Source organism: Pontibacillus salipaludis, assembly GCF_014642405.1.
In the GTDB taxonomy this organism is placed as follows: domain Bacteria; phylum Bacillota; class Bacilli; order Bacillales; family BH030062; genus Pontibacillus; species Pontibacillus salipaludis.
The window spans coordinates 1-24,936 of record NZ_BMIN01000010.1; the positions used below are offsets into that span (position 1 = coordinate 1).

Below are 24,936 nucleotides of genomic sequence, written 5' to 3' on the forward strand. Positions count from 1 at the left end.
TGCCTCCGACTTCCTTTAGATTCTGGGTCGCCCCAGACACCCTTGTCTTTGGCTAACGGCTACAACGACCTTCACCGTTCGGGACTTTAACCCTAAAGCTTACGTCCATGCCGGGCACACCAAAAAAAGCCAGAACCCGCTACGGGTTCTGGCTTAATTGATACCAACTTTCTTCCTTATTTATTACTTCACGATCATAACCGGACATTGAGCTCCAAGGGTCACTTTGTGAGAAACACTACCTAAAACGACTTCTTGGAGAGCGTTTAGACCTCGACTCCCCATGATGACAATATCGTATTCCTCTTCGTTAGCTACGCGAGTGAGTTCTGTTCCTGGATCACCTTTTAACAGTTTAAAATCATAACTTACTTCTTTGCGATCGAATAAACCTTCAATCGGTTTAACGCGTTCGTGCCTTTTTTGTTCTAGGAGACTCATACTGCTTCCCTCTGTAAGAACATCGTGCTTAGAGGCGGCTGGGTCGACGACATAGGCAATGGTTATCCTTGCACATGCTTCAATCTTAGCAAGGTGTGCAGCTTTATGAGCAGCTCTCAGAGCAGATTCAGATCCATCTGTGGCTAGAAGTATTCGTTGATACATAACAAAACTCCCCCCTAATATATGGCTATACTTCTTATCATACCACGGTTTTAAGCTCTAAAGGACCCTTAAATATTCAGACAAAAAAATGTCATTTTTATGGTTCAGGGGTCTTTAGGCAAGCATGTACGAGGAATTTGAAGAAAAAACCTTATTTAAACGCTTACATGGGGTTATTTGTTTTACGGTCTTCGTGTTATAATCACTCTCGTTGCAATCGGATTTGCTTTCGGCGCGGTCGAAAGCCAACATTAAAAACTGAAGAAAGAGGTGTCGATTTGAACCTAGAAACAATTAAACAACAATGGTTCGGTAACGTTAAGGGTGACGTTATGGCTGGTATTGTCGTTGCTCTTGCTCTGATTCCTGAAGCTATCGCCTTCTCTATCATTGCAGGCGTAGACCCTAAAGTCGGCTTGTATGCATCCTTCTGTATTGCGGTTGTCATTGCTTTTACCGGCGGTCGATCTGGTATGATCTCAGCGGCCACAGGGGCTATGGCGCTCTTGATGGTGACACTGGTTAAAGATCATGGCTTAGAATATCTATTGGCTGCTACGATTTTAACCGGTATTTTGCAATATTTATTTGGTGTATTGAAGGTCGCCAAATTTATGAAGTTTATCCCCCGCTCAGTTATGATCGGGTTCGTAAACGCCTTGGGAATTCTGATCTTTACAGCTCAGCTTCCACACTTTGAAGGTGAAGGAATGGCCATGTACCTAATGGTTGCAGGTTCTCTTGCGATTATTTACATCCTACCTCGCTTTACAACTGTGATCCCTGCTCCTCTTGTTGCCATTATCGTTATGACAGTTATTGCTCTAACAACAAGCGTGGGAGTTCGAACAGTAGGAGACATGGGTACATTACCAAGTGAACTACCAATGTTCCTGATTCCTGAAATCCCATTAAATTTCGAAACGCTTCAAATTATATTCCCATATGCATTTGCATTATCAATCGTGGGACTACTTGAATCGTTACTAACAGCTCAAATCGTAGACGACATGACGGACACGCCGAGTGACAAGAACAAAGAAGCTCGTGGTCAAGGTATTTCTAACGTCGTTACTGGATTTTTTGGCGGCATGGCCGGCTGTGCGATGATTGGTCAATCTGTCATTAATGTAAAATCCGGTGGACGTGGAAGACTTTCCACTTTAATAGCAGGCTTGTTCTTATTATTCTTGATTCTCGTTTTACAAGATATCCTTGTCCAAATCCCAATGGCAGCTCTTGTAGGTGTAATGATTATGGTATCGATCGGTACTTTCGATTGGTCTTCTCTAACGAAGCTACATCGTATGCCCGTTACTGACGCAGCTGTTATGATTGTAACCGTAGGAACAGTTGTTTACACACACAACCTATCCCTTGGAGTATTTGCAGGTATTATCTTAAGTGCGATCTTCTTCGTTGCAAAAATCTCTAATATTCACGTGGAGAAGACATTAGATGCTGAGCATAGTAAGCGTATGTACCGTGTAACCGGTCAAATGTTCTTCGCATCTATTTCCGAATTCGCGGATTACTTTGATTATAAAGAAGAAGTAGACACAGTAGCGATTGACTTTAGTACCACACACGTTTGGGACGACTCAGCGGTTGGAGCGATTGATAAAGTCGTGATGAAATTCCAAGAACAAGGGACCAACGTGGAAATTATGGGACTTAATGACGCAAGCTCTACTTTAGTAAACAAACTTGCTGTCCACGATAAACCAAATGCCAAAGCATCTGGCCATTAAAAAATGCAAGATCCCCTGCCGCTAAGCGTCAGGGGATCTTTTTTATGCTATCATTTTAGGGGGTAACGATTGCTGTGTAGATTTACATGAAATAATGTTGTACAAGAAGTGCGAGTGATGTAAGGACAAGTGTTCCATAGTTAAACAAGAAGTTATTCTCTTTCGAAAACTGTTGCTCTCTTCCCGTGAGTGATACCATGGCTTGTTTACGCAATTTGGTCTCTTCCATCAGTTCTAATCACCACTTTTGTAAACGTTTTCATTTTGTGAACCCATCATACCACACCCCTCAATTGTCTGACAAGTCTGATAATTATATTTTTATAGTAGACTTTAATCCCACCACTTTAAATGTCTCAGCTTCGTGTACAAAAAAAAAGATATGGTTTCCCATATCTTTTCCACTTCAACATTATTTATACGATTGCCGATACAACAACGTAGGCAAGGACTGTCAGGATTACAACGAGCCACGCAGGGCGCTTCCAGAAATATAATAGCGCAAATGAGCCCAGGCTTACTGCTACATCTTTAGGTGCTTGGATCGCACTTGTCCAAATCGGATCGTAGAATGCTGCAAGCAATAGACCAACTACAGCTGCATTTACACCTAGCAAGGCCGCACGTACTCGTTTTACCTTGCGGAGTGAGTTCCAAAAAGGCAGGACGCCAATTAACAGCAAGAATGATGGTAGAAACATCGCTAAGGATGCCACAATTCCGCCTGGGACACCTTTTACGACTGTCCCAATATAACTTGAGAACGTGAACATAGGGCCAGGTACAGCTTGTGTTGCCCCATACCCTGCTAAGAATAGATCCTTAGAAATAAGTGCAGACACAACTTCAGCTTCTAACATAGGCAGAACGACGTGACCTCCACCAAATACAATAGAACCAACTCGATAGAAGATATCAAAAATCGTCACGTATATGGATGAGCTAGCATTCGCCACAACAGGAATAAACGCAAGCAAAGCAGCAAAGATCGTTAGGGAGATGATTCCTGTTCGTTTCTTGAAGCGAAGTCCCACATCCTGTCCTTCAGGTAACTCAGCATTACGATAGAGGATAATACCACTCATAGCACCAGCTAGAATCACAACAATCTGGAATAAAGCAGTTTGATAAAACAGCAATGCGATAGCTGCTAGAATCGCAATCGTAATACGAGGACGATCCGGTGTTAACTTCTTGCCCATATTCATGATCGCATGAGCCACTACCGCTACAGCGACAACTTTTAATCCTTTCACCCAAGAAGCATCTTGGATTCCTAAAGAATGAACCGTGAGCGCGAAGAGGATTAGGGCTACAATAGACGGAAGGGTAAACCCAATCCACGCACAAATCCCCCCTAAGATTCCACCACGAACCATACCAATAGAGATTCCTACCTGACTACTAGCAGGACCAGGTAAAAATTGGCACAACGCAATAAGGTCTGCATAACTTTTATCATCAAGCCATTTTCGCCTTTTCACATACTCATCTTGGAAGTACGCCAAGTGAGCAACAGGGCCTCCGAACGAGGTCAACCCCAACCGAAAAGCGACAAGCAAAATTTCTATGTATGTCTTCACACAATTGCCTCCTTCACTAAACATCCCCCTCATTTTATAGGGAAGCGTCTTTGGAGGCAATAGCATGAATGATATATTTACATTCTTGTAATCAACCTAAACGGTTTCTTCTTTTTTATGTGCCAGCGTTTCATCTAGTAAACGCTTCTCTAACGTGGACTCAATTCCTGCATGTTTATATTTCGGAGATACGGTCAACTCAACATATTCGAAGCAATCATAAATGCCTTCGGCTCTATGCTCACCTGCAGGTTCTAAATCAGATCGTTTCACGTCCTTCTTTACACAATGATAGCCATACGCATATCCAACAACCTTCCCCTTACACAGAGCAATCCAACCTTTATGACCTTCTTCATAAGCATCCTTTATAATTTGCGAGCGAATAGACTCACCTGTTTTCTCACCTTCACACATTTCAAGAGACAGAGACACTACATCTTCTATATAACCGCTCGTCTCATCAAACGGTACATAAGATATCAACATTTCAGTTCACTCCTTATTCTTACCAGACCATTCCCTTTTTTGCTACAAATGTAAACCCTTTTATTGTGTTAAAATAATAAACGGCACTGGCATTTCATAGCCAGTACCGCTCTTTTTAGTTATGTTAGCCATTGTTTGACTTCTTCTAATGCTTCCGCACAATCTCTACCCTCGCATCGAATTAAAAGGCGATCTCCATTTTTAAGTCTTAAGTTAATCAACCCGAGGAAGCTTTTTAAGTTTACCTCTACCATACTTCCTTCCACATTCTTCACAAGATAAATTTCTGAGTCATAGCGTTGAATTTTATTACTTAATTCAATAATCGTTTGTGTTTCATCAATATTTACTGTAATTGATTCAGATACCTGCTCCACCTTATATTCCACCTTTTTAATTTTTTTGTTGAATAGTATTCGTCCACATAAAAATAAGGAGCATATTCATTCCTATGAAATAAATGTTAACAATGTTGAAATCGTCACAATACTCGCTAATGTAGTCACAAGTGTAATGCTTGAGACAAGTTCTGGCCTGGCATTAAATTCAACTGCATACATCGTCGTGGTTGCTGCTGAAGGCATTGCGGCAGATACAATTAATACTTTAGCAAGCAGAGGATCCACTGGCATAATCCATACTAGAAGCAGGGCAATAAGAGGTGAAACCAGAAGTCTGAGACTTGATGCATAGCTTACTTTCCCCCACTCCATCGATTTCACTGATATATCAGCCAACTGCATCCCTAAGACAATCATAACTCCAGGAATGGCAGCGTCAGCAATAAGATGAATAGCAGAAAATAGATTCTCTGGCATTGGGATATGTAATACATTCATGAGTAATGCAATGATGACAGCATAGGTAGCCGGCATTTTCATAACCGATTGTGCAGCCAACTTCATGCCAGACTGCCCTCTTGCCGCGTAATACACGCCAAAGAAATTCATGATAATAGCTTGTAAGACAAGAAAGGATACTGAATAGGCAAACCCTTCCTCACCAAATGCAAACAGGACAATTGGAGCCCCGTAATTACCTGAATTCATAAATGCGGTAGATAAAATCATACCGCTCTCAACAGATTGATCATATCCCTTTATGACTTTTGTGATCTTATTAATAATTATAATAGCCGCAAGTAGACACGCCGAAAAGGCTACAATAATGATATATTCACCATTTAGCTTCGCATCATAAAATGTTTCAAACACTAAGCACGGCGTTAAGATATAGATGGCAACTGTGGATACTGATTTAATATCTAACTGCTTCCACTTCTGAATACCAAACCCACATAAAAACACAAGAAGCACAGGAAAAACGACCTGGATAAACACACTCACTTGCGATCCCTTCTTTCATTCACAATTGCTTTTCCTTCATCACGTTTGCTTCTTATTCCCAACCGATGCAAACTTCTGAACTATTCATAAACATAACGAGGATTCTTTACATAAAGTAAAGAATCCTGTTAAGTACTTATCCTCCCAAATTAGCTAACCACAAAGATAGTTGTGGAATAAAGATAATCAGACCAAGCGAGATTAACATAGCTATAAAGAAAGGTAGAATCGCTTTTGATAGTTCTTCAATTGAAAGTCCAGATATCCCTGAACCAACGAATAGATTAACACCTAGAGGTGGTGTAATAAATCCAATCGCTAAGTTTACAACCATTAAAATTCCAAAGTGGATCGGGTCGTAACCTAAGTTCGTAGCAATTGGCAGTAAGATCGGTGTAAGAATAATAATGGCAGCTAATGTATCCATGAAGCAACCCACAATAAGAAGAAGGATGGTAATCATTAAGATAATAACAATATTACTATCACTTACAGATAACATAAAGCTTGCCACTTGTTCTGGAATTCGTTCAATTGTAAGCAATCGCCCAAATGCTGTTGCGGTACCTACAATAATTAAGATCGTAGCAGTAGTTAGTGAAGAATCAATTAATAATTTAGGAATATGCTTTACTTTCAGTTCCCCGTACAAGAATAAACCTGCAATCAGACTGTACACTACGGCAATGACCGCTGCCTCGGTAGGAGTGAAGAAACCACCGTAAATACCACCTAATATAATAACAGGGATAATAAGGGCCCACTTCGCTTCCCAGAAAGAAGTAAACACGTTTTTGAGTGTCATTTTCTCACCAGTTCCACCGTAATTGTGTTTCTTGGAGTAGATATACGCCCAAATCATTAGAGCAACCCCAACTAAGATCCCAGGGATAATTCCTGCCATAAACATTTTACCAACTGAAGCACCACCAACTACACCATAAATAACCATTGGAATACTTGGCGGGATAATGACTCCAATTGAACCGGCTGCAGCCACTACAGCTGTGGCAAACTGTTTATCGTATCCTTTACGAACCATCGCAGGAATCATAATTCCCCCAATCGCCGCAACGGTTGCAGGTCCAGAACCTGAGATCGCCGCAAAGAACATACAAGTAACAATGGTCGCCATTGCAAAGCCGCCTGTTTTGTTACCAACCAAGGCGTTTGCAAAATCAAAGAGTCGTTCTGATATGCCGCCCTTCCCCATGATCTCACCTGCTAGTATAAAGAAAGGTACTGCCATGATTGGGAAAGAGTCTACCGCTGTCACGAGTTCCTTCATAAGAAAATCTAGTGGAAGAGCTCCTGTATAAAGGATTGTTGCAAGCGACGATAATCCAAGAGCGATTCCAATAGGAACACTTAATAAGAGAAACAGAGTGAAACTTCCAAATAAAACACCCGCTGTCATGCTTCGACTCCTCCCTTCTCTTCTTGCAATCTTTCACGGTCACCCGACACATTCATTTCTTCTTTTCCAATGAGCATCTTAAATTGCTTGTAGATATTTTGAAGCAGACGGATTGCCGCTAAGCCCATCCCAATTGGCGCTGATAAATAAACAAGACCCATCGGTATATGTAACGCTGGAGATTGTTGACCAAACGATAAAAGTTTCATCGCAATAGCTGATCCGTACTTCATCACAATAATAGCAAAAACCAAAAAGAGCAGATTAGACAAGATAGATAGAATTAGCTTTCCTTTATCTTTTAACACCAAAAGCATTACGTCGACTTTTAAATGGCGTTGTTTCTTAACACCATAGCTGATCCCGATGTAGACAAGCCATATAAAGCAATATCGACCCAACTCTTCAGACCAAGAAAGTGAATTCCCCGCTAACCTCATCACTACTTGCAGAAAGATTACGGATACCATGACTGAAGAAAATACAACTAACAAAGCTTCTTCTAATCGTTGATCAATTAATTTTAGTAATCTCATCGTTTTCACCTCAGATCATGCTTGTCAATTACATTAGTAGAAAAAAGGGCACCTGGATAAGGTGTGGTCTAGAGCCAGGAAACCCTTGTTTTTAACCCTTATTTGGAAGCTTCTTCAACGGCTTTATAGACTTCATCTACAATGTCTTCGCCGATTTTACTCTTATACTCGTCTACAACAGGCTGTACTTTCTTCTTCATTTCTTCACGTGCTTCGTCAGTAATCTCTGTGAATTCCATACCTTCTTCTTGTAACTTCTTAAGGTATTTTTCGTTCGCTTCACGGTTAAGTTTACGCTCATACTCCCCTGCCTCTTCTGCTGCTTCTTTGACAATCTTCTGATTCTCTTCAGATAAGTTATCAAAGAATGTTTTACTCATTAAGAATACAAATGGGCTATAGATATGGTGCGTATTTGAAACGTGGTCTTGAACTTCATAGAATTTCTGTAAATAGATCGTTGCGTATGGATTCTCTTGTCCATCTACAGTTCCTTGTTGCATCGCTGTAAATAGTTCAGTGAATGCCATTGGAGTAGGGTTTGCACCTAGCTCTTTAAATGCGTCTAAGTGAAGATCGTTCTCCATTGTACGAATCTTAAGACCTTTGAAATCTTCTACGGAAGAAACGGCACGCTCCGAGTTTGTCAGGTCACGGAAACCATTTTCCCAATACGCTAAACCTTTTAAGTCTTGCCCTTCTAGTTTATCTAGAATCTTCTGTCCTGTTTCTCCATCTAATACCTGATCTGCTACATCTTCACTTGGGAATAGGAACGGAATATCAAATACACTAAATTCAGGGACAAAGTTCGCCATTGGAGCTGTAGATGGAATAACCACCTGCTGGCTGTTAATCTGTAAGTTCTCAATCATCGTACGGTCATCGCCTAGCTGGCCACTGTGGAACGTTTCCACTTTAATAGAACCATCTGTCTTTTCTTCAACGATTTCTTTAAACTTTAGCAAACCTTTGTACTGAGGGTGCTTGTCGTTTAACCCAATACCTGCTCGAATCACTTTCTCTTCCCCAGAATCACTTCCATCACCATTCGAACTATTTCCTTCAGATTCTGTTCCTCCACAAGCCGCTAACACTAGGATAAGCATTGCTGTTACCGCTACAGTTAATAAACGTTTCATACTCAGTCTCCCCTTTGTCTTATGATTAGTTATTCAGTTCTTTAGTTCTTTACGACCGCATGTCCGCCGAATTCGTTACGTAAAGCAGCAACTACTTTTCCTGTGAACGTATCGTCTTCTTGTGAACGATAGCGCATCATCAAGGATAAGGCGATGACGGGAGCCGCCGTTTCAAAGTCAAGTGCTGATTCAACCGTCCATTTTCCTTCTCCAGAAGAATTCATTACCCCACGAATGTCTTCTAGCTTTGCATCTTTACTAAATGCACTCTCAGTTAACTCCATTAACCATGAGCGAATAACCGAACCGTGATTCCATACATTCGCCACTTGCTCATAGTTATAATCGAACGGACTCTTTTCTAAAATGTCGAAACCTTCACCGATGGCTTGCATCATTCCGTATTCTATTCCGTTATGTACCATTTTCAAAAAGTGACCACTGCCTGTACGCCCCGCAAAATGGTAACCGCTTTCAATTGCTGTATCTTTAAATATAGGTTCAATTTTTCTAAATTCTGTTTCATCTCCGCCAATCATATAACAAGCTCCATTGCGAGCTCCTTCTGTTCCGCCACTAGTACCAACATCAAAATAATGAACTCCGTACGTGCTCATCTCTTCAGAACGGCGTAGTGTATCTTTATAGTTCGAATTTCCACCATCAATAACGCGATCACCAACAGATAAAAGCGGTTTCAATTCAGATAATACTTGTTCCGTAATCTCTCCTGCCGGAACCATCATCCAAATTGTTCTCGGTGCTTCTAATTTGTTAACAAGTTCTACAATGGATTGCGCCGAAGTTGCACCATCTTTTGCGATGTTTTCTACTTGGCTGCTGTTTACATCTGTTGCTACAACCTCATGTTGATTGTCTAAAAGATTTAAGGCTAAGTTATACCCCATCTTTCCTAGTCCAATTAATCCTAGTTTCATAGAATGACCCCTCTCTGTATGCAAACAACTATATTTATAGTGTTTTAAGAAATATTTTTTCGTTAATTCCAATTATACATAAAATTTTTTTCGTAGCAAGCGTTTTCATGAAATTTTTTTTCGCCATTACGCTTCATTTCTTTTTTGATATCGTTTACACTTAATGTATTAAATTCTTAGAAAAATGAGGGAATCGTATGCAAGAGACAGCATCGATGCACGTGATTCAGCGAACTCGTGCTATATATAATCAATTAAGTGAAAAAGAAAAACTTATCGCAGATTATATGATGAAAGATCCTCAAAGGATTCTTCATTCTACTATTAATCAAATTGCGGATGATCTTACAATTGCGGATGCAACGGTCTTTCGTTTTTGTAAGCGCTTAGGTTTCAAAGGATATCAAGCTATGAAAATCGCTTTAGCATCTGAATTGGTTAACCCCATCCAAGACATTCATGAAACGATTACTGAAGAAGATTCTGAATATGACATCACTCAAAAAGTATTTAAAGCGAATATGAATGCCTTAGAGCAATCCAAAGAGTTACAAGATAAACAAATCATGAAATCTGTTGTGGATGTTCTATCGAATGCCCGCTCTATAAGCTTTTTCGGATCAGGGGGGTCAGGAATTGTAGCGATGGATGGCCAGCACAAGTTTATACGTACAGGAATGCCATCCCACGCGTACAGTGAATCACACCTACAAGTGATGGCAGCTTCACAAATGTCTTCTGAAGACGTCGCGATCCTCATCTCTCACTCTGGATCAAATAAAGACATAATGGATGTTGTCGATGTCGTGCAGCAACGAGGAGTTACTACCATCGCCATCACAAACTTAGCTAAATCTGCTTTGGCGAAGCGAGTTGACTATTGCTTGTACACCACTGCTCAAGAGACAGAATATCGATCAGAAGCTCTTGCTTCAAGAATTGCTGAGTTAACCATTATTGATGCCCTTTATGTTAACTACTGTATGAAGAATCAAGAACAATCCAAAGAAGCCATCAAGAATATGAGAGAAGCCATTTCGCTAAAGAGAATGTAGAAAGGATTTTTCAACCATGAAATACATTATTGGACTTGATATCGGTACCACAAGCACGAAGACTGTTGTGTTTAATAGAAATGGACATGTCCTATCCGAACACGAGGAAGGATATGATCTCCTTCACTCAGCACCCGATTATGCCGAACAAGATGGAGACGCCATTAATAGAGCGGCTATGGACTCTGTTCGATCAGCAATGGATAAAGGTTCAATCAAAAAGGAGGATGTTATCGGAGTTGGCTTGTCCTCAGCTATGCACTCGCTTCTTTGTGTGGATGAACAAGGGCAAGCGATCTCCCCTTCTATCACATGGGCAGACCGAAGAAGTGTAAAGGAATCAGAATATCTCAAAGAAAACCACTCGACGACCTATTTGCGCACTGGTACCCCACTCCATCCTATGTCTCCTCTATCAAAACTGATCTGGATGAAGAACCATCATTACGAGCCTTATCAAATGGCCCATAAGTATATTTCTATAAAAGAATATGTGCTGTACAAATGGTTTGGAGAGTTTGTCGTGGATTATTCTGTTGCAGCCTCTTCTGGTATGTATGATATCCATAAGCAGGATTGGGATGAAACCTCCCTAAAACTTGCTGGCATCTCCAGAGATCAACTATCAAAAGTAGTTCCTGCTACGCATGAAATGAAAGGGCTTTCTAAAGAGGCTTCAGAATATATGGGACTTGCCTCTAGCACTCCTTTCATTATTGGTGGAAGTGATGGTCCTTTGGCGAATTTAGGCATTGGAGCTATTAAACCAGGTGAAACTGCCGTCACGATTGGAACAAGTGGAGCGATTCGTCAGTTTACTTCTGCTCCAGCTGTTGACGAAAAGCAAGGCGTCTTCTGTTACAGTTTCACAGAGGATCTGTGGATTACAGGAGGTCCCACAAATAATGGCGGGATCGTACTTAATTGGTTAAAAGACTTATTCTCACACGAAGGATACTCCCTCTCATTTGAGCAACTCAACCAAATGGCTGCAAGAGTAAGCACAGGTAGCGACGGATTACTCTTCCTCCCTTATCTAAATGGAGAACGCGCTCCGTTCTGGGATGCAAGTGCAAAAGCCAACTTTATAGGTTTACGTTCTACTCATGGAAAAGAACATATGGTAAGGGCTGGGATGGAAGGTGTAATCTTTAGCATCTATCATATCGCTCACGAACTAGAACGATTAGGACACTCACATGACTCCTTGTACGCAAGCGGGGGATTTGCAAGAAGCGCTTTATGGACCCAAATGCTGGCCGATGTATTTGGAAAACACGTACATATTCCCAAAAGTCATCAAAGTTCAGCTTGGGGAGCAGCCTGGACTGCGCTTTATAGCTTAGGAGAAGTTCCATCCCTTCATAGTATTAAAACGTCCATTCCTATGAGCGAAACGATTGAACCAAACAAAGAACACCACCAAACCTACCAACAAATGTTTCAAGTATATAAAGAGCTTTATCCTTCTCTCATGAACCAATTAAAACAGCTACAAAGCATATAAAAACCCGATCCCTCTCTTCGCGAGAGGAATCGGGTTTTCCTGCGGAACACGCGAGCAAACCTTTGTCGAATTTTTGAACATTCGGACTAGCATATTTTCTAACTTTACAACTATGATAAAGTTAGAAACACGAAGATTGATGATATGGAGGAAATGTTTATGAATTCTATAAGTCTATTGTTACTACGTTTCGCAGGCCTGTTTGGTTTAATCGGAGCCTTCATCGGTTCACACATGGCCGGCTCACAAGGAGGAGCCTATGCCCTTCGCCCCATTCACGCTCACATCTTAGTCGTAGGGTGGCTATCTCTATTTGCCTGGTCCGCCTTTTATCAACTATTCGAAACCCGATTTATAAAACTAGCAAAAACCCATGCCTGGACAGCCATTATCGGCACCTCTGGCCTAACACTTGGTATGTGGCTGTACATGGTAAACCCTTTAGAACTTGCCAAAGGTTTCACAACCGTCTTCTACATCGTAGGAGGAACGCTAGTATTAGTAAGCTTTGCATTGTTTTTTGTACTAACGTTTTTAGTACAACCATCCCGAAAGCAGTAACACACAAGAAATAGTTCAGCCCTATTCCACAACGCTTCAACGATCTTTCAGTGGAAGCTCGGTAATCTTGAATATTCGGAGCTGAGAGAATGTTTCCGTTAGCGATATTGTAGAGAAAGGTGGTCCTGGAAATCACTCGCTTTCCTGTGGACGAACTCCCGAGCTTCCTCGTTCGCTTCGCTCTCTGCGGGATCTCGGAATCCCGTTTTCCACGGGAGTCTCGCAATTTCCAGGACCACCTTTGACTTAGAAAAGAGAACGGAAACATGCCTGAAGGGGAGTGTACAGATCCGTGATTCTCTCCGAAGGTCCGTTCACCTACTTTCAAGCAGGGCTGGATGGAGGACTGCGAGACTCCCGCGGGGTAAGGAGCCTAGGGGAGACCCCACAGAGAGCGATAGCGAACGAGGAGGCTTCCCAGCTCCCCGCAGGAAAGCGAGTGGTCCTCCATCCAGCCCAAGCACTTTTATCGTAACGGACAGGTAAGAGCTACATAAAAGAGCATCACATTGCTGCTGGCAATGTGATGCTCTTTTCTCTATAGCAGAGGTGCGAAGAGTCGGGCGAAGGCTTCTTTCCACTTCTCTGAAGTCTTTCGCTTCGCAAATTCATTGTAAATCACTTCACTAGACTCCTCTAAGTCCTTATAGTAATTCTCAATCAACTTATCGACAGGCTCTCCGCCATATAAAATCATATTTACCTCAAAGTTTAGATAAAAACTTCGTAAGTCCATATTAGCCGTACCGATTGAAGCTGTTTCATCATCGATAATCATAATCTTATGGTGCATAAAGTCCTTCTCATATAAATAGATCTGAATTCCGTCTTCAAGGAGTTCAGGGAAATACGAATGACCAGCATAATAAGTAAGCCAGTTATCAGAAGGTTTTGGAATGAGTAATTTCACATCTAAACCTTGCTGAGCTGCAATTCGAAGGGCTGTATGAATCTCTCTTGAAGGTACAAAGTAAGGTGTAGCAATCTTTACAGACTTCTTGGCACTGTGAATTAGCGTAGTGTATACATCTCTCATAATCTGGTGTTCATTATGAGGACCACTTGGAACCACTTGAGTATTTGTATTAGGTTGTTCTGGTTCTGGTATGGCTTCTGTACTATATTGTTCTACCAAGTTCTCATCCGTGATATACCACCAATCAACAAGAAAGATCAAGTGTAGGTCCTTGATGGCAGCACCACGTAGAACCATGTGTGTGTCACGCCAGTCTGGAAATTCCTCACTAATTCCGTGATATTCATCCCCGACGTTCATTCCTCCGACAAATCCAATTTCATTATCAATGACAATAATCTTACGATGGTTTCGGAAGTTAAATGTTTGGGTTGCAAGCCCACTAGCAATTGGCAAGAATACATGTACTTCAATGCCTGCTTCCTGCATATCTTTCACGTCTTTTTTCTTCAGTTTCAAACTACCAGCGGAATCATAAAGAAGACGAACAGTAACTCCTTCTTGCGCCTTCTGTTTCAAAATTTCTTTCATTTCACGGCCTGTTTCATCACTGTTAAATAGATAGTATTCCATATGAATAAATGATTTCGCTTGTTTTAGCTTTTCCATAATTTCAGGGAAAGCTTCTTGACCGTTTGTTAAAATCTTGACGTGATTCTCATTACGGAGTGGCGTTTGTGCATAGGATTCTACTATTTTACGAATGCGCTCTTGCGGACCATTTAATGGCTTAATATCCTTTCTTCCTGTTTCCGGCTCTTCTTCATCAAACACTTCATGAGCTTTCTTTCTTTTATCCTGGAATAGAATCCCTTGTCTTGAAAGCTGTCCTGAATAAATGTAAAAGAAATAACCTACTATTGGAAGAAGGAGAATCAAAAGGATCCACACAAGTGTATTTGTCGATGACCTACGCTCCAAAATAATATAAAAAGATATGACTAAAATAGCTCCTATGTAAAAAAGAGCGAAGATTAGTTGAAACATAAAGCTAAGCGGAAGTAAAAATACACCCAAAAAAGCGATGCCTAGTAAAACGAGTAAAGTAAGTTGTATTTGAGGTTTCATAATGATCTCCTTTTCAAGAGATTTTCTTCTGACTAAGAACGTTTTCCCTATGGACCTTTCCCTCAAACAGATCATTCTCAGGAAGATCAAAAAAGCCGCACTTTTAGCGGCTTATTATTTTTGTTCCAATTTAAGCTTGTGTTTAGAATCATCTATGACGTATTTCGTATAGGTTAGTAATCCTTCAATATCTTGAGGTGGTAAGGAAATAAATCCGATCTCCTCTAAACTTCTCTTAAGTTGAGACGGCAACGTTCTGAAATAATCTTCAAATTCCTTATCCTGAGACGTTTCAAGTAAAAGGGAGAATGCTTTGTTGTAGGCATGCCATAATACATTTGCTTCGTCGCCCTCTTCCGCTTTCCTTTTAGCCTTTCTTGACCAGAGATCATCTTCAAGTTCTGATAAACCACCTACATGATCAAATCCAGATTTACGAAGATGTTCACGCAGCTTGGTCATCACTTGAGCTACTTCCTCAAAGGTAACTCTTGAAGCAGGGGAAAATGGCAATACATCCATAATTTCAGACGAGCGATCAAGCTTTCGTAAGTGCGTGACGATATGACCTAAGCTTACATTATTCTCGTATATAAATTGATGTAATAGCATGCTCTCCGTGAAAGCTGCAAGCGCGGCATGCGTCGCCCCAAATGCTCGTCCTGCCCCGACTTGGTCTTCTGCATATTTAATACGCCCTTCAATTAACCTTTCAACATCCTGGATCGATCCTTTTTCCCCTTTGATGGAGGAAAAATAAGACTTGGCCCAGTTCTGCAATTTACTCAACTCAGCATTTGTATCCTTTAAAATAACAGACTCACTGAGGAAGCGATAATGCCATGGGTTGTATGCCAACAATTCTTTATTTGGAAATTCCAAGATCGATTTCGTATGAAGTTGAATATACTCACCTCTATAAAAAATGACGCGATCTCCCAAATATTGCTCTCTGCCTGTATAGCAAATAATGTTGATGTCACTGTACTTATCTGCTTCCCCTCTAGCTACAGAGCCAACTAAAATGGCGTATGTGCTATATACAAGCTCATTCTGAACAAATTCCTTAGCCAGTTCTAAAAACCGATAATTTCGAGGATACATCCCTTTTCCCCCTCATCAAAATAGTTTCGTTCAACTGTCAATCTCCGCATACCGTATAACCGTTATGTGTTTACAAAATCAATTAAAAGACCCTAAAATGAAAAGTCATTCTTTCTATCTAAACAAAAGTCTCATTGGGTATAATAGGTATAATCTATACATTTGAGTTCATTTTTTACTGATTTTGCTTTATCCTTAGTACAGTAAGCATCATCAATTGCTCATACTGATATGTATACCCTTTCCATAGACGTTTCAAAAGGCGAATCTGAAAAAAGGAGATTCAACATGTCTAAACTTTCTGAAATGTATCATCATTACCTAGGTTCAAAACAAAAATGGTTACAATTTTCACTTTACTTATTCGGCATTGTAATCTCTAGCCTAGGATTAGCGCTTCTTGTGATCTCAGCTGTCGGGGTAGCTCCCGGGGATAGTGTAGCACTTGGTTTATCTAAGCGATTTGATATCAAAATTGGTTATTTACTTATCATTGGATTTATAGCCCTTGTCCTTGTAAATGCCAAGATTGAAGGGAAACGACCTCGTTTTGAATCATTATTACCCATCCTTTTAAGAGGATGGACATTAAACCTATGGTTATACAACGTGTTAAACAATACACGCATTGATGTGTTGTGGGCCCAATGGGGTGTGTTCGTTATTGGAGTCGTGTTCATGGGACTTGGAATCGGAATGTATTTACGCGCTCCATTCCCTCATATTCCTGTTGATCACTTCATGATGATTGTAAATGAAAAGACAAACCAATCTAAACGAGTGGTACGAATTCTCTTTGAGTTCGCCCTTGCTGGCCTAGGTCTTTATTTAGGTGGTTGGGATGTAGTTGGACTAGGAACAGTCATTACCGCCTTATTCCTCGGACCTATTATTCAATACTTCTATGAGATAACAGGCTTTGTAGAGCGACTCAGTCACTCTAAAGCTTCAAAAAAACAAGACTCGGTATTAGAGTGAACGCTTTCTACTAGCGTTCACTTTTTTTATAATCAAATAAATAATAGCCAAACCAATTAAGATTCCGTTCACTAAAGAAAAGATATCTCCATAATGACGCCTGTCCCAGTATGATACAGGCCCTCTTATAATCAAGTCACTAACTGGATAAAAGATAGGTATGGCATCATTAACATGTGTAAGTAGATCAATAACAACATGACCAAGCCACCCATACATAAAGCCTGTCCATTTATTCATCTTCCACCCTTTGTAATAAACAACCAAAGCAAACACAATTCCCCAAATAAAGATTGAATGCCCCGCCTCCCTTAATACCTCCACAACCGGATGAGCAAATAAAGCATGAGCCAGATCATGCACAACCCCAGCCCACCCCATCTCTTCTATCGCATTAGCAGTAAAAATATCGCCAAAAATTAAGATATAAAAGAACATAATATAGTAAATCAAATCAGGAAACACACTCCCTACAAGCGCATAAGGAACAGCTTCTTTCTTCTTACGCAATGCGACATACGTCCAAAATCCATGATGTAATGTATTCATGATGGAATAGGCTCCTTTTCATTTAGGTTTGTTAAATGGAACAAAGTTTTCATAATAGGAAGGATTGTTGATGACTTGAAGCTGAGACATTTGAGGCGGATAGGTCCGTTGCTTTAATAGTGATTGGGCTTGCTCGGGGACAACTCGCTTTCCTGCGGGGAGCTGGGAAGCCTCCTCGTTCGCTAGCGCTCTCTGTGGGGTCTCCCCTAGACTCCTTATCCCGCGGGAGTCTCGCAGTCCCCGAGCAAGCCCTGCCATGGGTGATGAACGGACCTCATACAATCCCAGGGCCAACCCTCACATTCTCATATATGGCGCGTTTGGGTTACTCTTCATTCAGCAAAGGTGGGCCTGGAAATTGCGAGACTCCTGCGGCAGTAGGAGCCTCATTAGTGAAAGAGGAAGTTCGACTAAGACCGTCACGTCCTGTGACAACGTCGAACGACCCCACGTCGTGTGGGGCCGCGGAAAGCGAGTGATTTTCAGGCCCACCTTTCGCTCCATTTAGGCAAACGGAAACGACTCTCCATCCATCGCATAACAAAGCCATCTGAACTTTGAGTCTTTCATAGGACTTAAACAAACATATAATAAAAAGGTGCTCTGCAACGTTCGCTAGAGCACCCCCACTAGATTAGCACCAACCTAAGTCGCAATCATGAACGAATTGAGTGACAGGTTCACCTGCTTCTTCCACTTTATATATGCGGTTTCCTTCTGCAACAAATCCGGATTGAAGCAAATACTCTTTCTTGTTATTCCGTAACGATATTTCACCAATACGATCCTTGTTAAGAAACAGTTCAAAGCCATCTCCATTCACTTTCCCTACCACACGCTCAGTGATCTCGACTTTTTTCATCTTTTTCCTCCCTCATTGTTGTTCATAATTCAGGACAAAAGACAATGGACGATAATCTAAATCGGAAATGATGTAATATAACCTCTATTTCCCCTCCTTCTATTCTCTTACTCTATAAATATAATGGAGAGGCGACGAAAAGAACGAATATTCAGACTTTAATTGACAAAAATTTAAACCTTTATTAAATCTTATCTAGAGAGGCTATCACTCCCAGTAAATCATTTGCGCTCCCTATCCCCTTACCTGTATAACTTCTCTACCCCTACCAAGAAATCCTATCCACAAAACAAAAAGGAGCAGCGGGAGTACTACTCCAACTGCCCCTTATCGTTGTTATTCTTCAAATTGATCCAAGAATTCTCCGTACCCTTTTTCTTCCATTTCCTCTTTAGGGATAAATTCAAGTGCTGCGGAGTTCATACAATACCGAAGACCCGTTGGTTCAGGACCATCCTCAAATACGTGCCCTAAATGGGAATCTGCTTTTTTGCTTCGAACTTCAGTGCGTGTTCCAAATAGTCCAGGATCAGGTTTCGTTACAACGTTTTCTTCGACTAGTGGCTTTGTGAAACTCGGCCATCCTGTACCTGATTTATATTTATCTTTAGAGCTAAACAATGGTTCCCCAGAAACAATATCCACATAAATGCCTTCTTCTTTATTATCCCAATAGGCATTATCAAACGCCGGCTCTGTGCCGTCTTCCTGAGTCACTTTATACTGCATATCTGTAAGCATTTCTTTTAATTCTTCCTCTGAATAGTTACCTGGGATTTCAACCTTTAAGTCTTCCCCCCAAGTATTTTCTAAATAGTCATCCCGTCCAGAGTTGCTTCGGTAAATCTTATAACGAACTGAATTTTCCTTATAATAATCCTGGTGATAATCTTCTGCTTTATAAAAGGTTTTCGCTTCACGGATTGGAGTGACAATCTCTTTATCAAATCGACCTGATTCCGCTAACTTCTCCTTAGAAGCTTCTGCAGCTTTCTTTTGTTCTTCATCATGATAGAAGATCGCTGTCGTGTATTGATATCCTCGATCTACGAACTGACCTCCATCATCAGTTGGATTGATTTGTCTCCAAAAAACTTCTAGTAAGGTTTCATAACTGATAACATCAGGGTCGTAGTGGACTTGGACCGATTCAATATGTTCAGTGGAACCTGAGGAAACATCGTTATAGGATGGATTCTCCATATCTCCACCTGTATAACCGGACAGGACTTCACTTACTCCATTTAGCTTCTCAAAAGGAGGCTCCATACACCAGAAACAACCGCCTGCGAATGTGGCTACGGCTTCATATTCATCAGCATTTACCGCTTCGCTTCCTGTTGATCGTTCAAACACATATTTATAACCCATCGGAATGAAAATAATCCCCAATACGACAACAACAACGGCAGAAAGAACCCACTTTAATTTCATTCTTTTGTTTCCTCCTTCATGTTGAATGGTAATGTGAACCAAAATATGGCCCCATCATGGAGCTGACTTTTCACACCAATTTCCCCTCCATGGCGCTCAACGATTTCTTTACAAATCGCCAGTCCCAAACCAGAACCACCGTAACTTTTATTCCTTGATTTCTCTACCCGATAAAACCTTTCAAATATATGCCGCTGATCGGTTTCTTCTATGCCAGGACCTGTATCCTCTAGTGTAAAACGTGTTTCACTCATGCTTTGTGAAATATGCAGCGTGATTCTATCACCATCTTGCGTATAACGAATGGCATTTTCAACCAAATTGCTCAACACACGCTTTAGCTGATTCGGCAAGGCTCGAACAGGTTTCAATCCTTCATCTAAATTCACATCGAGTTGTAAAGATTTATCTCGTAACAGGATATCAAACTCCTGTAAGGTTTCGATGACTACTTGGTCCAGATGAATCCATTCCGTCTTTAAAGCTCCTTCATTCCTCTCTAACTGGGATAGTTCCAATAATTCTTGGATAAGTTGAGAAACTCGCTGTGTTTCAGTATGAATGGTAGCTAAATAAGCATCTCTTGTTTCTTTATCTTCTAAAACATCATCTTGCAAAGCTTCTACATACGAATTAATAGAAGCAACCGGAGTTTTGAGGTCATGGGACATATTAGCGATTAAGTCTTGCTTAAATGCTTCTGACTCTTTTACTTTTTGGAACATTTGATTCAAGTCATCGGCCATTCGATTATAACTTGCAGCTAGTTCCTTAAACTCTTTAGGACCTGACTCCTTAATATGAGTATTAAACTCACCCTCTGCTAGCTTCTTGGATGTCTCAGACAGTTCTCTCACCCCTTTTAATAAGGGATGCGTCACAATCAAGTGTGAAACAATCGAGACTAGGCCGGCTCCAATTGTAATCAGTGACAATAGTAAGATGACATCTGTTGAAAGGAACATATGCACATAGCTTATGAGCAAGAAAATGATAATAATCGAGATCGATAACAAGTTTGAAAAGATTAGTATGGTCCTAAGTTTCATGAAGTTTGCCTCTCAAACTTATAACCAATGCCCCAGACCGTTTTAATGTAGACAGGTTTAGCTGGATCCTCTTCTATTTTTTCTCTGAGTTTTCGAATGTGAACGTTAATGGTGTTGGTATCTCCTTCATAATCAAACCCCCATAGCCTCTCTAAAAGATGCGATCTCGAGAAAACTTGGGCTTCGTGTTGAACAAGAAACCAGAGCAAATCAAATTCTTTAGCTGTTGTTTCAATCAGTTGGTCAGCTTTCCAAACTGCTCTTTTTGTAGCATCAATTGTAACGGAACCAAATTGCTGGACCTGATCCTTACCGTGAAGATCATAACGTCGCATGACATTTTTAAGCCTTAAAACGAGTTCACGAGGACTAAATGGCTTTGTTATATAATCATCCACACCAATGGACAAACCAGCAAGGCGATCTTTTTCTTGGCCTAGAGCTGTTAATAGTATAACCGGCGTTTCTTCTTCGAATCGGATTTCTTCTGCTAAATCAAGCCCACTTTTAACTGGCATCATAATGTCTAAAATAACAGCATCCGGTTTCGATTCTTTCCATTTATCTGTAGCTTCTTGACCGTCTCTAGCCACAACAACAGAATACTTTTCCCTCTCTAAATAACGTTTACAAACATCAATAATATTCTCATCGTCCTCTGCTAATAAAATTGTATAACTCATCCCATCACCCGTCTCTATTCAGCATCTCCATATCCAATGCATTCTTTCTAAACATTTCACTAGTAGCTTAATGAGAACTTATTTACACTATATAATTAAAATATAAAATTTCTATAAACTTCTGAGCTTTTCTTTCATTCTGTTTCTCGGTTTAACACATCTACGTACTGCTTTCCTTCCAAGAGAGATAACCCTAAAGCTTGTCGGGCTCTTTTCACCGCTTTAACCTCTTCGCCTTTTTGTATGAGCGTTCTAAGTTCTTCATTTACCTCAGGTTCTGACACATCCACGTCCCTCTTTATTCGATCCACCTTATTTTTCACTTGTTTATACTCTTTATCTACTTTTTTCAGGTTACCCATTACGACTATACCGAAGATTATGAATAGAAGTACAATAACAGTCACTATGTTCATACTACCCCTCCTTAAGTTAAATAAAAGCTTCAAGATATAGATGGCCCCTCTTTGTTTCATTTTTCCATTATAAACGCCATGTATTTTGTTCGTACAATAGGCGCACTTCTTCCTCCGCCTCATTGAAACATCATGAGCCATGAAGGAAGGGATTTATGTACAAATAACAAGGCGATTAACATATATGTTAATCGCCTTGTTTCATTACCTAAATGTTTTTAGCTCAATCATAGTTTGAACTTAACAAATATCCTATTAATGCCATACAGCCAACAACAATGGACAGGATAAACAAAATCGCATATCCACCACTATAAAGATTAGGATTGTAATTATGATATGGTGTTAAAAGTAGTGCACTAAAAATACTAAGGACAATTACGGTAAAAAAAACCTTATTGTAAATCGCCTTCGTGCGAGAATCTTTCCCTTTAATCAGGCTATACATAATGGCAATACTAGCAGCACTCCCAAATGCAATAGTAATAAACAAATTCAAAAAAAATCCCCCTATCTGCTCAGTCCTGAAATCCTCCATCAGAGTGGATGATCTGACCCGTAATCCAGTTCGCTTCTTCACTCGCTAAGAAAGCTACTAAATTAGCAGCCTCTTCGGGAGTACCGATTCTACCAGTTGGAAACTTCCCTCTTAAGAAATCCTTCGTTTTCAAGTCCATACCTGAATCGGTCGGCCCCGGGTCCAGTGCATTTACGGTGATGGATTGACCAGCGAGCTCCATTGCAAGGGACTTCGTGAACGCTGAAATAGCACCCTTTGTCGCCACATAAGCTAAGTTCCCTGGTTCAGGGCTTTTATCTTGCCCCGATACAAAGTTGATGATTTTTCCTTTCTTATGGCGGGCCGTCAGAAGTTTCGCAAACTCAGCGGAAAGCATACACGTCCCTGTAACATTCACGGCACAATGCTGATTCAATAATTCGTAAGTTAATTCATTATGCCCTACCTCCACACAAAAGGTTGCATTATTTACTAACACAGCAGGCGTTCCAAGGGTCCGTTCTACTTCCTGGAGAAGCATAGTTGCCGAATCTTCCCTGGCTAAATCAAGTTCCATATGAGCAGCACGGATCCCCTTTTCTCGTAATTCTTCAGAGAATCTTTCTCCAAAATCCCTCTTTCTATCGTCATACCCAGTCTTAACATCATAATGATGTAAATGAGTAAAAAAGATATCAAAACCATCGTTACCAAGCTTCCTGCAAACCGCCGCCCCAATCCCATTAGGCCGACTTGCTCCTGTAATAATCGCCACTTTATTCAATTGATTGTCCCCTTCCATATTTATCATTCGACAAATATAGCAAGGTTCCTCCGACATATTGGAGCAGTGCTCAAGGTAAGAGATTGTTTCCGATAGCTTTATGAGCTTAAGGTGGAAACGGAATTAGGGCACATATAGATTCTAGAGGGCACCGCAACACTCACACACGGGGGGCCGTTAGAAAAGCAGTCTATCTAACCCTTATTTCTGTCAGCGTAATGTGCCATGGCATCTTTCATAAAAGCCGCTAGTCCTTCTCCGTATTGATCAATATTTTTAGTGAATCGCTCGTCATCCACATACAATTGCCCCAGTCCTCTGAAAGCTTCTGTAGAATAGTCGCCAATACGATTCAGAAAATGATACCATTCCCCGATTGTACTTTGCGCTTCGTCTGTATCAGGTGCGTCATAACGTAATTTAGCAAGTTTCCTATAGATTGTACCCGTTTCTTCTTTAATCTTCTCCGGATCCATTTTCTTGATGTTTTGTTTAGACTTATCAACTGCTTGATCCCCATACTTCTCTCTTGCTTCTTGTTCATAAGGATTTTGACTGAAATCAAATCCCTCAAATCTTTCTTTGTTTGTCATAGTCGTGCCTCCTTTGGCGTGCTGAATTGTTTTATCCACTGTCATAACCATTTGATCCAACCGACTTCGCTTTTCAATTAAAAGATTTCGGTGCAACTCAAGTGCTTCGATGCGGTCAAAGTCAGATGAATGGATAATCTCTTTGATCTTCTTTAACGGAAAGCCCATCTCTTTAAAGAAGAGAATTTGCTGAAGCATTTCAAGATCAGCATCCGAGTAAATCCGATAACTCGCATCTGTCGTATTACTGGGGGTCAAAAGGCCAATCTCGTCGTAATAATGAAGCGTACGCACACTAATTCCTGTTAGATCAGCAACCTCTTTTACTTTTAGCAAGGTGGTAACCTCCTTCCTAATGAAAACAATAAGCTATGACGTAACGTGAGAGTCAATGAATAGTTTAAGACAGATTAAAAAAGTCCTTCCCATACTAAAAACCCCCCTAGTCTTTAAACTAGGGGGTAATATTCTTAATATTCACCAGCAGAGTATGTTAACTCGTAGCTGTGTGTATAAATTTCAAACACATTTCCAAATGGATCTTCTACATATACCATTTTATAAGGCTTGTCGCCTGGGTAGTACTCACGAATCGGCATGCGCTGCTTACCGCCGTATGATTTAATTTTTTCTACCATTTCTTCAATGTTTGGGTCTTGAATACAGAAGTGGAAGATTCCCGTTTTCCAATACTCGAAATTGTCTTCTGGCGTTTCATTGTTTCCAAATTCGAATAACTCAACTCCAATGCGGTCTCCTGTAGATAAGTGGGCAATACGGAATTCTTCCCAGTCATTGCCGAAAACATCACGGCACATTTGACCTACTGGTGTATCATCATTGTAAACCGGAGATGGCTCCATAATGACATACCACCCAAAAACCTCTGTATAAAATTTAACCGCTTCATCAACGTTAGGTACTGAAAGTCCAATGTGTGAGAAATTTCTTGGATATGGTTGCATATCTTTTCCCTCCTGTTTATCTTTTGACAATTGTCATTGTATATA

At 40.7% G+C, this 24,936-nt stretch carries 27 protein-coding genes; 5 read left to right on the forward strand and 22 right to left on the reverse strand.

What is annotated here, in order from left to right:
- Positions 1-183: 183 nt before the first annotated feature.
- The gene (locus IEW76_RS11790) at positions 184-606 is read right to left on the reverse strand and encodes a universal stress protein (RefSeq protein ID WP_188654071.1); all 423 of its coding nucleotides are present in this window, start codon (positions 604-606) and stop codon (positions 184-186) included.
- 278 nt (positions 607-884) lie between these two features.
- Between IEW76_RS11790 and IEW76_RS11795 the strand changes: the two genes are divergently transcribed.
- Positions 885-2,357, forward strand: coding sequence for a SulP family inorganic anion transporter (locus IEW76_RS11795; RefSeq protein WP_188654073.1), 1,473 nt, complete (start codon positions 885-887; stop codon positions 2,355-2,357).
- A gap of 82 nt (positions 2,358-2,439) precedes the next feature.
- Here the strand turns inward: IEW76_RS11795 and IEW76_RS11800 are convergent, their stop codons facing one another.
- The 9 genes from IEW76_RS11800 to gnd form a co-directional block, all read right to left on the reverse strand.
- Complete coding sequence (locus tag IEW76_RS11800; protein ID WP_188654075.1) at positions 2,440-2,586, reverse strand: hypothetical protein; 147 nt, start codon at positions 2,584-2,586, stop codon at positions 2,440-2,442.
- Between the two features lie 187 nt (positions 2,587-2,773).
- The gene (gene chrA, locus IEW76_RS11805; protein ID WP_229721221.1) at positions 2,774-3,940 is read right to left on the reverse strand and encodes a chromate efflux transporter; all 1,167 of its coding nucleotides are present in this window, start codon (positions 3,938-3,940) and stop codon (positions 2,774-2,776) included.
- Positions 3,941-4,036: 96 nt separating this feature from the next.
- A complete protein-coding gene (locus IEW76_RS11810; protein WP_188654079.1) occupies positions 4,037-4,429 on the reverse strand; it encodes a hypothetical protein in 393 nt (130 codons plus the stop codon).
- Between the two features lie 119 nt (positions 4,430-4,548).
- Positions 4,549-4,806 (reverse strand): HPr family phosphocarrier protein, encoded by a 258-nt coding sequence (locus IEW76_RS11815; RefSeq protein ID WP_188654081.1) that lies wholly within the window; start codon positions 4,804-4,806, stop codon positions 4,549-4,551.
- A gap of 72 nt (positions 4,807-4,878) precedes the next feature.
- A complete protein-coding gene (locus IEW76_RS11820; protein ID WP_188654084.1) occupies positions 4,879-5,775 on the reverse strand; it encodes an AEC family transporter in 897 nt (298 codons plus the stop codon).
- Between the two features lie 136 nt (positions 5,776-5,911).
- Positions 5,912-7,192: a TRAP transporter large permease gene (locus tag IEW76_RS11825; RefSeq protein WP_188654086.1), complete on the reverse strand. Its 1,281-nt coding sequence runs from the start codon at positions 7,190-7,192 to the stop codon at positions 5,912-5,914.
- Entirely contained in the window at positions 7,189-7,728 is a 540-nt protein-coding gene (locus IEW76_RS11830) for a TRAP transporter small permease (protein WP_036787913.1), read from the reverse strand. The genes IEW76_RS11825 and IEW76_RS11830 overlap by 4 nt, the downstream gene beginning before the upstream one ends.
- Before the next feature lie 98 nt (positions 7,729-7,826).
- Positions 7,827-8,870: a TRAP transporter substrate-binding protein gene (locus tag IEW76_RS11835; RefSeq protein ID WP_188654088.1), complete on the reverse strand. Its 1,044-nt coding sequence runs from the start codon at positions 8,868-8,870 to the stop codon at positions 7,827-7,829.
- A gap of 41 nt (positions 8,871-8,911) precedes the next feature.
- Positions 8,912-9,808 (reverse strand): phosphogluconate dehydrogenase (NAD(+)-dependent, decarboxylating), encoded by an 897-nt coding sequence (gene gnd / locus IEW76_RS11840; RefSeq protein ID WP_188654090.1) that lies wholly within the window; start codon positions 9,806-9,808, stop codon positions 8,912-8,914.
- A 197-nt stretch (positions 9,809-10,005) separates the two neighbouring features.
- Between gnd and IEW76_RS11845 the strand changes: the two genes are divergently transcribed.
- The 3 genes from IEW76_RS11845 to IEW76_RS11855 all read left to right on the forward strand — a co-directional run bounded on the left by IEW76_RS11845 (position 10,006) and on the right by IEW76_RS11855 (position 12,931).
- Positions 10,006-10,863: a MurR/RpiR family transcriptional regulator gene (locus IEW76_RS11845; RefSeq protein WP_188654092.1), complete on the forward strand. Its 858-nt coding sequence runs from the start codon at positions 10,006-10,008 to the stop codon at positions 10,861-10,863.
- Positions 10,864-10,879: 16 nt separating this feature from the next.
- Positions 10,880-12,370, forward strand: a complete 1,491-nt coding sequence (locus IEW76_RS11850) for a gluconokinase (RefSeq protein WP_188654094.1) — start codon at positions 10,880-10,882, stop codon at positions 12,368-12,370.
- 159 nt (positions 12,371-12,529) lie between these two features.
- Positions 12,530-12,931 carry a hypothetical protein gene (locus IEW76_RS11855; protein ID WP_188654096.1) on the forward strand — a complete coding sequence of 134 codons (402 nt, stop codon included), beginning with the start codon at positions 12,530-12,532 and terminating at the stop codon, positions 12,929-12,931.
- A 538-nt stretch (positions 12,932-13,469) separates the two neighbouring features.
- Here IEW76_RS11855 and cls read toward each other — a convergent pair.
- Together cls and IEW76_RS11865 are read right to left on the reverse strand one after the other, a co-directional pair.
- Positions 13,470-14,975 carry a cardiolipin synthase gene (cls, locus tag IEW76_RS11860; protein ID WP_188654098.1) on the reverse strand — a complete coding sequence of 502 codons (1,506 nt, stop codon included), beginning with the start codon at positions 14,973-14,975 and terminating at the stop codon, positions 13,470-13,472.
- Positions 14,976-15,089: 114 nt separating this feature from the next.
- Positions 15,090-16,079, reverse strand: a complete 990-nt coding sequence (locus tag IEW76_RS11865) for a nucleotidyltransferase domain-containing protein (protein WP_188654100.1) — start codon at positions 16,077-16,079, stop codon at positions 15,090-15,092.
- Between the two features lie 288 nt (positions 16,080-16,367).
- Here IEW76_RS11865 and IEW76_RS11870 point away from each other — a divergent pair, with 288 nt between their 5' ends.
- Complete coding sequence (locus tag IEW76_RS11870; protein WP_188654102.1) at positions 16,368-17,057, forward strand: YczE/YyaS/YitT family protein; 690 nt, start codon at positions 16,368-16,370, stop codon at positions 17,055-17,057.
- Here IEW76_RS11870 and IEW76_RS11875 read toward each other — a convergent pair.
- From IEW76_RS11875 to IEW76_RS11920, 10 genes are all read right to left on the reverse strand, one after another.
- Positions 17,049-17,606: a metal-dependent hydrolase gene (locus IEW76_RS11875; RefSeq protein ID WP_188654104.1), complete on the reverse strand. Its 558-nt coding sequence runs from the start codon at positions 17,604-17,606 to the stop codon at positions 17,049-17,051. The two genes, IEW76_RS11870 and IEW76_RS11875, sit on opposite strands and share 9 nt — an antisense overlap.
- A gap of 634 nt (positions 17,607-18,240) precedes the next feature.
- Positions 18,241-18,468: a DUF2553 family protein gene (locus tag IEW76_RS11880; protein WP_188654105.1), complete on the reverse strand. Its 228-nt coding sequence runs from the start codon at positions 18,466-18,468 to the stop codon at positions 18,241-18,243.
- Positions 18,469-18,804: 336 nt separating this feature from the next.
- Positions 18,805-19,902, reverse strand: coding sequence for a peptide-methionine (R)-S-oxide reductase MsrB (msrB, locus tag IEW76_RS11885; RefSeq protein ID WP_188654107.1), 1,098 nt, complete (start codon positions 19,900-19,902; stop codon positions 18,805-18,807).
- A complete protein-coding gene (locus IEW76_RS11890) occupies positions 19,899-20,951 on the reverse strand; it encodes a sensor histidine kinase (RefSeq protein WP_188654109.1) in 1,053 nt (350 codons plus the stop codon). Before IEW76_RS11890 ends, msrB begins: the two co-directional genes overlap by 4 nt.
- Positions 20,948-21,634 (reverse strand): response regulator transcription factor, encoded by a 687-nt coding sequence (locus tag IEW76_RS11895; protein ID WP_188654111.1) that lies wholly within the window; start codon positions 21,632-21,634, stop codon positions 20,948-20,950. The genes IEW76_RS11890 and IEW76_RS11895 overlap by 4 nt, the downstream gene beginning before the upstream one ends.
- A gap of 134 nt (positions 21,635-21,768) precedes the next feature.
- Positions 21,769-22,050: a hypothetical protein gene (locus IEW76_RS11900; RefSeq protein ID WP_188654112.1), complete on the reverse strand. Its 282-nt coding sequence runs from the start codon at positions 22,048-22,050 to the stop codon at positions 21,769-21,771.
- A gap of 223 nt (positions 22,051-22,273) precedes the next feature.
- Complete coding sequence (locus tag IEW76_RS11905) at positions 22,274-22,549, reverse strand: hypothetical protein (protein ID WP_188654114.1); 276 nt, start codon at positions 22,547-22,549, stop codon at positions 22,274-22,276.
- Between the two features lie 19 nt (positions 22,550-22,568).
- Positions 22,569-23,360, reverse strand: coding sequence for an SDR family oxidoreductase (locus tag IEW76_RS11910; protein ID WP_373285984.1), 792 nt, complete (start codon positions 23,358-23,360; stop codon positions 22,569-22,571).
- 167 nt (positions 23,361-23,527) lie between these two features.
- A complete protein-coding gene (locus IEW76_RS11915; protein ID WP_188654118.1) occupies positions 23,528-24,262 on the reverse strand; it encodes a MerR family transcriptional regulator in 735 nt (244 codons plus the stop codon).
- 134 nt (positions 24,263-24,396) lie between these two features.
- Entirely contained in the window at positions 24,397-24,891 is a 495-nt protein-coding gene (locus tag IEW76_RS11920; protein ID WP_188654120.1) for a lactoylglutathione lyase family protein, read from the reverse strand.
- Between the last annotated feature and the right edge of the window lie 45 nt (positions 24,892-24,936).

Bases quoted from the DNA above. Each gene is read 5' to 3' on its own strand.
- IEW76_RS11790 (WP_188654071.1), bottom strand. From the start codon at position 606: ATGTATCAACGAATACTTCTAGCCACAGATGGATCTGAATCTGCTCTG.
- IEW76_RS11800 (WP_188654075.1), bottom strand. From the start codon at position 2,586: ATGGAAGAGACCAAATTGCGTAAACAAGCCATGGTATCACTCACGGGA.
- IEW76_RS11810 (WP_188654079.1), bottom strand. From the start codon at position 4,429: ATGTTGATATCTTATGTACCGTTTGATGAGACGAGCGGTTATATAGAA.
- IEW76_RS11825 (WP_188654086.1), bottom strand. From the start codon at position 7,192: ATGACAGCGGGTGTTTTATTTGGAAGTTTCACTCTGTTTCTCTTATTA.
- IEW76_RS11830 (WP_036787913.1), bottom strand. From the start codon at position 7,728: ATGAGATTACTAAAATTAATTGATCAACGATTAGAAGAAGCTTTGTTA.
- IEW76_RS11835 (WP_188654088.1), bottom strand. From the start codon at position 8,870: ATGAAACGTTTATTAACTGTAGCGGTAACAGCAATGCTTATCCTAGTG.
- gnd (WP_188654090.1), bottom strand. From the start codon at position 9,808: ATGAAACTAGGATTAATTGGACTAGGAAAGATGGGGTATAACTTAGCC.
- IEW76_RS11845 (WP_188654092.1), top strand. From the start codon at position 10,006: ATGCAAGAGACAGCATCGATGCACGTGATTCAGCGAACTCGTGCTATA.
- IEW76_RS11850 (WP_188654094.1), top strand. From the start codon at position 10,880: ATGAAATACATTATTGGACTTGATATCGGTACCACAAGCACGAAGACT.
- IEW76_RS11855 (WP_188654096.1), top strand. From the start codon at position 12,530: ATGAATTCTATAAGTCTATTGTTACTACGTTTCGCAGGCCTGTTTGGT.
- cls (WP_188654098.1), bottom strand. From the start codon at position 14,975: ATGAAACCTCAAATACAACTTACTTTACTCGTTTTACTAGGCATCGCT.
- IEW76_RS11865 (WP_188654100.1), bottom strand. From the start codon at position 16,079: ATGTATCCTCGAAATTATCGGTTTTTAGAACTGGCTAAGGAATTTGTT.
- IEW76_RS11870 (WP_188654102.1), top strand. From the start codon at position 16,368: ATGTCTAAACTTTCTGAAATGTATCATCATTACCTAGGTTCAAAACAA.
- IEW76_RS11875 (WP_188654104.1), bottom strand. From the start codon at position 17,606: ATGAATACATTACATCATGGATTTTGGACGTATGTCGCATTGCGTAAG.
- IEW76_RS11880 (WP_188654105.1), bottom strand. From the start codon at position 18,468: ATGAAAAAAGTCGAGATCACTGAGCGTGTGGTAGGGAAAGTGAATGGA.
- msrB (WP_188654107.1), bottom strand. From the start codon at position 19,902: ATGAAATTAAAGTGGGTTCTTTCTGCCGTTGTTGTTGTCGTATTGGGG.
- IEW76_RS11890 (WP_188654109.1), bottom strand. From the start codon at position 20,951: ATGAAACTTAGGACCATACTAATCTTTTCAAACTTGTTATCGATCTCG.
- IEW76_RS11895 (WP_188654111.1), bottom strand. From the start codon at position 21,634: ATGAGTTATACAATTTTATTAGCAGAGGACGATGAGAATATTATTGAT.
- IEW76_RS11900 (WP_188654112.1), bottom strand. From the start codon at position 22,050: ATGAACATAGTGACTGTTATTGTACTTCTATTCATAATCTTCGGTATA.
- IEW76_RS11910 (WP_373285984.1), bottom strand. From the start codon at position 23,360: ATGATAAATATGGAAGGGGACAATCAATTGAATAAAGTGGCGATTATT.
- IEW76_RS11920 (WP_188654120.1), bottom strand. From the start codon at position 24,891: ATGCAACCATATCCAAGAAATTTCTCACACATTGGACTTTCAGTACCT.